This is a genomic window from Aeromonas sp. D3, assembly GCF_027705025.1.
Lineage (GTDB): Bacteria > Pseudomonadota > Gammaproteobacteria > Enterobacterales > Aeromonadaceae > Aeromonas > Aeromonas salmonicida.
In genome coordinates, this window is sequence record NZ_JAPDBE010000078.1 from 1 (window position 1) to 4543 (window position 4543).

Annotated in this window: 6 protein-coding genes; 1 reads left to right on the forward strand and 5 read right to left on the reverse strand. The window is 49.9% G+C overall.

Annotation, left to right across the window (positions count from 1 at the left end; translation table 11 throughout):
• Positions 1 to 356, forward strand: a 356-nt coding sequence (locus tag OKC28_RS23020) for a hypothetical protein (protein WP_425267749.1), incomplete at its 5' end; no start/stop codon positions are given.
• A 166-nt stretch (positions 357 to 522) separates the two neighbouring features.
• On the opposite strand, the gene dfrA14 is transcribed toward OKC28_RS23020, so the two are convergent.
• The 5 genes from dfrA14 to OKC28_RS22695 form a co-directional block, all read right to left on the reverse strand.
• The gene (gene dfrA14 / locus OKC28_RS22675; protein WP_004201280.1) at positions 523 to 996 is read right to left on the reverse strand and encodes a trimethoprim-resistant dihydrofolate reductase DfrA14; all 474 of its coding nucleotides are present in this window, start codon (positions 994 to 996) and stop codon (positions 523 to 525) included.
• Between the two features lie 34 nt (positions 997 to 1030).
• Complete coding sequence (gene aadA1 / locus OKC28_RS22680; protein ID WP_001209508.1) at positions 1031 to 1822, reverse strand: ANT(3'')-Ia family aminoglycoside nucleotidyltransferase AadA1; 792 nt, start codon at positions 1820 to 1822, stop codon at positions 1031 to 1033.
• A 16-nt stretch (positions 1823 to 1838) separates the two neighbouring features.
• Positions 1839 to 2639, reverse strand: coding sequence for an oxacillin-hydrolyzing class D beta-lactamase OXA-10 (locus OKC28_RS22685; RefSeq protein WP_000846390.1), 801 nt, complete (start codon positions 2637 to 2639; stop codon positions 1839 to 1841).
• A 264-nt stretch (positions 2640 to 2903) separates the two neighbouring features.
• On the reverse strand, positions 2904 to 4163 hold the full coding sequence (locus OKC28_RS22690; RefSeq protein WP_012300772.1) for a chloramphenicol efflux MFS transporter CmlA5: 1260 nt from the start codon (positions 4161 to 4163) through the stop codon (positions 2904 to 2906).
• Between the two features lie 214 nt (positions 4164 to 4377).
• Positions 4378 to 4543: GNAT family N-acetyltransferase (locus OKC28_RS22695; RefSeq protein WP_117407357.1), on the reverse strand; the 166-nt coding region annotated here is incomplete at its 5' end.

Genomic DNA, 4543 nt, shown 5'->3' on the forward strand with positions numbered 1-4543 from the left:
TATTGAACTGTCAGGAGCTGGCTGCACAACAGCCATTACGCCCAATCAACTGGTGCAGTCGTCTTCTGAAAATGACAATCGTGCCACCGGCTCCAGGTCTTATCGAACAGCTCAGACACATGGTCCAAATGCTGGTCGATCCGTTCGGCCAGTTTTTCGATGGCCTCTTGCTTGAGCTTGTCACTTTCCCTGAACTCGATGTTCAAGGCCCTGGCCACCTGGTTGAGGTTCCGGCCGATAGCTCCAAGCTGCCGGCACGATTCCCGTACGGTGTTCACTTCTTCATCAGTGAGGACCGGCATCCGGTTCAACGACCGCAGTCATTTCTGTACCTAAACAGTCCTGCGAATATGTGAGTTTTGACCTAATGAGCCACAAAAACTCATTTTCGCCCACGATAATTTTTCTACTTCCTTTCTTTGGAATGCTCATTTCAATATTCACATAACGTCGCTATCAATCGCGGAAAAGGCGTAGTGCGCGAAGCGAACGAAGCTTTTTGCCGTCGATTGCATAGCTTTGTTAACCCTTTTTCCAAATTTGATAGCAATAGTTAATGTTTGAAGTAAAGTGTTGCTCAAAAACAACTTCGAAGGTATTTGGAATACTCGGGAAGAAAACATCCCCCTCTGGCTCGATGTCGATCGTCGATAAGTGGAGCGTAGAGGCCATGGGTAATGTTTCTCGGTAAATTTCTCCGCCACCAGACACTATAACGTGACCGGTGAATTCAGCTAGCCTGTCCATGGCCTCTTCGATTGACTGAAATACAACTACATTGTCATCATTTGATGTCCAACCTGAGCGGGTAACGACCGCGTATTTCCTATTGGGGAGTGCGCCCATAGATTCAAACGTCTTGCGACCCACCAGAAGCCACTGATTGTAGGTCAATGCTTTAAAAAGTAGCTGCTCCCCTTTCGCGGACCAGGGTATGTCTGGACCGCAACCAATCACGCCGTTTTTCGCTTTCGCAGCCATCAATGATACTTTCAAGGTTCTCATCCTGGGTTAACGCTTGAGTTAGACATTATTTGCCGACTACCTTGGTGATCTCGCCTTTCACGTAGTGAACAAATTCTTCCAACTGATCTGCGCGCGAGGCCAAGCGATCTTCTTCTTGTCCAAGATAAGCCTGTCTAGCTTCAAGTATGACGGGCTGATACTGGGCCGGCAGGCGCTCCATTGCCCAGTCGGCAGCGACATCCTTCGGCGCGATTTTGCCGGTTACTGCGCTGTACCAAATGCGGGACAACGTAAGCACTACATTTCGCTCATCGCCAGCCCAGTCGGGCGGCGAGTTCCATAGCGTTAAGGTTTCATTTAGCGCCTCAAATAGATCCTGTTCAGGAACCGGATCAAAGAGTTCCTCCGCCGCTGGACCTACCAAGGCAACGCTATGTTCTCTTGCTTTTGTCAGCAAGATAGCCAGATCAATGTCGATCGTGGCTGGCTCGAAGATACCTGCAAGAATGTCATTGCGCTGCCATTCTCCAAATTGCAGTTCGCGCTTAGCTGGATAACGCCACGGAATGATGTCGTCGTGCACAACAATGGTGACTTCTACAGCGCGGAGAATCTCGCTCTCTCCAGGGGAAGCCGAAGTTTCCAAAAGGTCGTTGATCAAAGCTCGCCGCGTTGTTTCATCAAGCCTTACGGTCACCGTAACCAGCAAATCAATATCACTGTGTGGCTTCAGGCCGCCATCCACTGCGGAGCCGTACAAATGTACGGCCAGCAACGTCGGTTCGAGATGGCGCTCGATGACGCCAACTACCTCTGATAGTTGAGTCGATACTTCGGCGATCACCACTTCCCTCATGATGTTTAACTTTGTTTTAGCCACCAATGATGCCCTCACTTTCCATGATTTTGGTGGGAATGGATTTTCTTAGCGGCAACTTACTTTCGTTGTCTATATCCATGTTAAAGGCGAAAAAGTAAACCTCTGTCTCCTTCTCAACCCACCCAACCCACCATGCGACACCAGGATTTGACTCAGTTCCCACACCAGAAAAACCAGTTTTTGAATGCACTAGATATTCAGGTGCCGCCTCCGTTACCAAAGCCTCTTTTACTATTAGCTGGTTTTCTTTAGATGCTGACAATTTATTTAAATATAGAGACTCTAGAAACTCCACTTGATTAACTGCGGAAATTCTAAGCTGGCCTTCCAACCAGAATTTGTCAATGCCACCACTGATATTCTGGTTGCCATAGGAAAATTTTTTAAGGTATTTCTGCATTCTTACTTCGCCAACTTCTCTGGCGATTTGTTGAAATACGGGAACAGCTGAAACTTGTATTGCCCCTCTTAAGGTCAAGTCTCTTTCCCATTGCTTCATGGCTCTTGGCTTTCCGTCCCATTTGAAAACCTGATGCTCATTCTTTATGACACCAGTTTCTAGGCCGATAATTGCGTTGGGGATCTTAAATGTTGATGCTGGAAGATATTCCTTTGATGCACGAGCTAAGTCATTGGTAGCGCAGGATTTACTGCTACTTTTACAAAGCACGAAGACACCATTGACGGCTTCGGCAGAGAACTCTTTGTTCCAAGACGTATTTTCTGTAATTGAACCAGCTAATGCCGTACTCGAAAGACACGCGATAATTACATATGCGGCAAATGTTTTCATGGCACCTTCTTGGTGGCTAACGTTAATTCGACCTCAGAGGCGTTTAAGTCAAAATACCTCTGACGTCTAACATGATTAATCAAAGTCTGATTTTTTAACAAAATCAGAAAGATAGACGCGAAACTTTAAAACAAAGGCGTCAACACTTCAAGTAGCGATCTTTCGCTTCGGCGAGGCCTAACGCCTGAGCTCAGCCGACCGAAACCGCGTAGCGGTTTTGGGTCGGCTGCAGCGATTTGTTGGGCGATAGCTTGCCACATTCTCTCAACGATTGGGATTTGATGTACTTTCCGCACTTTGTAGCGCGACCACATCATGCTCCCCCTGGCCGCGAGAGCCCTTCACTCGGGAAACACAAGACAGACCGAGCACGACTGTTGCAAGGGTCAAACAGTACACGACAACCGGCCAAGCCGTGTTGCGCGGCAACAGCGAAATGATCAACGTTCCGATGCTTCCTAGCAGTACACCGCCCAAGCAGAAGTAGACTGCCGTGACCGTTCCAGCAACATGGTCGAATCCTCGAAGAGCGCCATTGGGCGACACAGATACCGCTGTGGCGACACCAATACCCACTAGCCACATTGGAGCAATAAAGCCTAACACGGACTGCGAAGCCCATATTTCGGTGATGGCAAGCAATACTGCTCCAGCTATCAGGCATCCCATTCCCATTCGCAAGACACTTGGGCTGCCCCACTTGGGTATCACACGCCCCATAAAACGAGCCGTAAACACCATGGCAATTGCCACTGTGGCGAACAGCAGGCTGAAGCCAAGCTGAGACACACCTTGCCTGCCCATCATTAGTCCGGGCGCAATGGAGAAAAAGACGAAGAAGCTACCCATTCCAGCGGCGTAACACAACGTGTACAACCAGAAGTTCAGGCACTTAACGGGGAGTAGCAGCTGCGACCATTGCAAGCCCGCAACTCGTTGCACCCGGGTTTCAGGCCAGAATCGCCACGCTGCTGCAGATGCAGCGATCATGCCCAAACCTAGAAACGCAAAGATAGCCCGCCACCCAAGCCACATGTCGACGAGCGCTCCGAGCAATGGGCCTACCGCCGGGACCATGGCCAGCATGGATCCGAGTATGCCGTAAATGACATTACTTTCCTCGCGACCTGCGTAAATGTCACGTACTGTTGCAAATGTGGAAACAAGGCACGCCGAGGCACCACAAGCCTGAAGAATCCGAAGCCCCAGAAAGACTTCAGCCGATGACGTAAGAGCGAGGCCCATTGACGCCACAACGTAGGCGAGGCCACCTCCCAGTAGAACGGGGCGGCGCCCCAGTCGGTCCGATAGCGGTCCAAACAAGAGCTGACCGGCACCAATCATGACCAAGTACGTTGTCAGCGTAAGCTGAATTGTGCTCGCTGTCGTACCAAGCGCGTTTGGCATAAACGGCACTGCTGGCAAGTACATGTCCATGCCGAGTGATGCCAATAAATCGAACGGTGATAACAACAACACCGTGGCGGCAAGGGAGTACCGCCAACTAAAGTTTTTTGAGCGCACGAAACCATCTCCTTGAACAAAGGATTTGGCGGCGCTCCCGTAGAGCAAAAGGATTCATGAGAACGCCGCAACAACCGAAAAATGAAGGTTGCTGCGGCTTACTTGTCTGCGTTCTTGGAAGTGCTCATCTGCTGACTATCTCATGATTGAATTTGAATCGTAACAACTTTCAAGCAACTCTGCGAGGAGCCTTATTGTGCGCCCAACGTTTGACTTAGGCATCACTGCGTGTTCGCTCGAATGCCTGGCGTGTTTGAACCATGTACACGGCTGGACCATCTGGGGTGGTTACGGTACCTTGCTTCTCAAACCCCGCTTTCTCGTAGCATCGGATCGCTCGCAAGTTGCTCGGCGACGGGTCCGTTTGGATCTTGGTGACC

Coding starts and splice junctions, on each gene's coding strand:
- aadA1 (WP_001209508.1), bottom strand. CDS start 1,822: ATGAGGGAAGTGGTGATCGCCGAAGTATCGACTCAACTATCAGAGGTA.
- OKC28_RS22685 (WP_000846390.1), bottom strand. CDS start 2,639: ATGAAAACATTTGCCGCATATGTAATTATCGCGTGTCTTTCGAGTACG.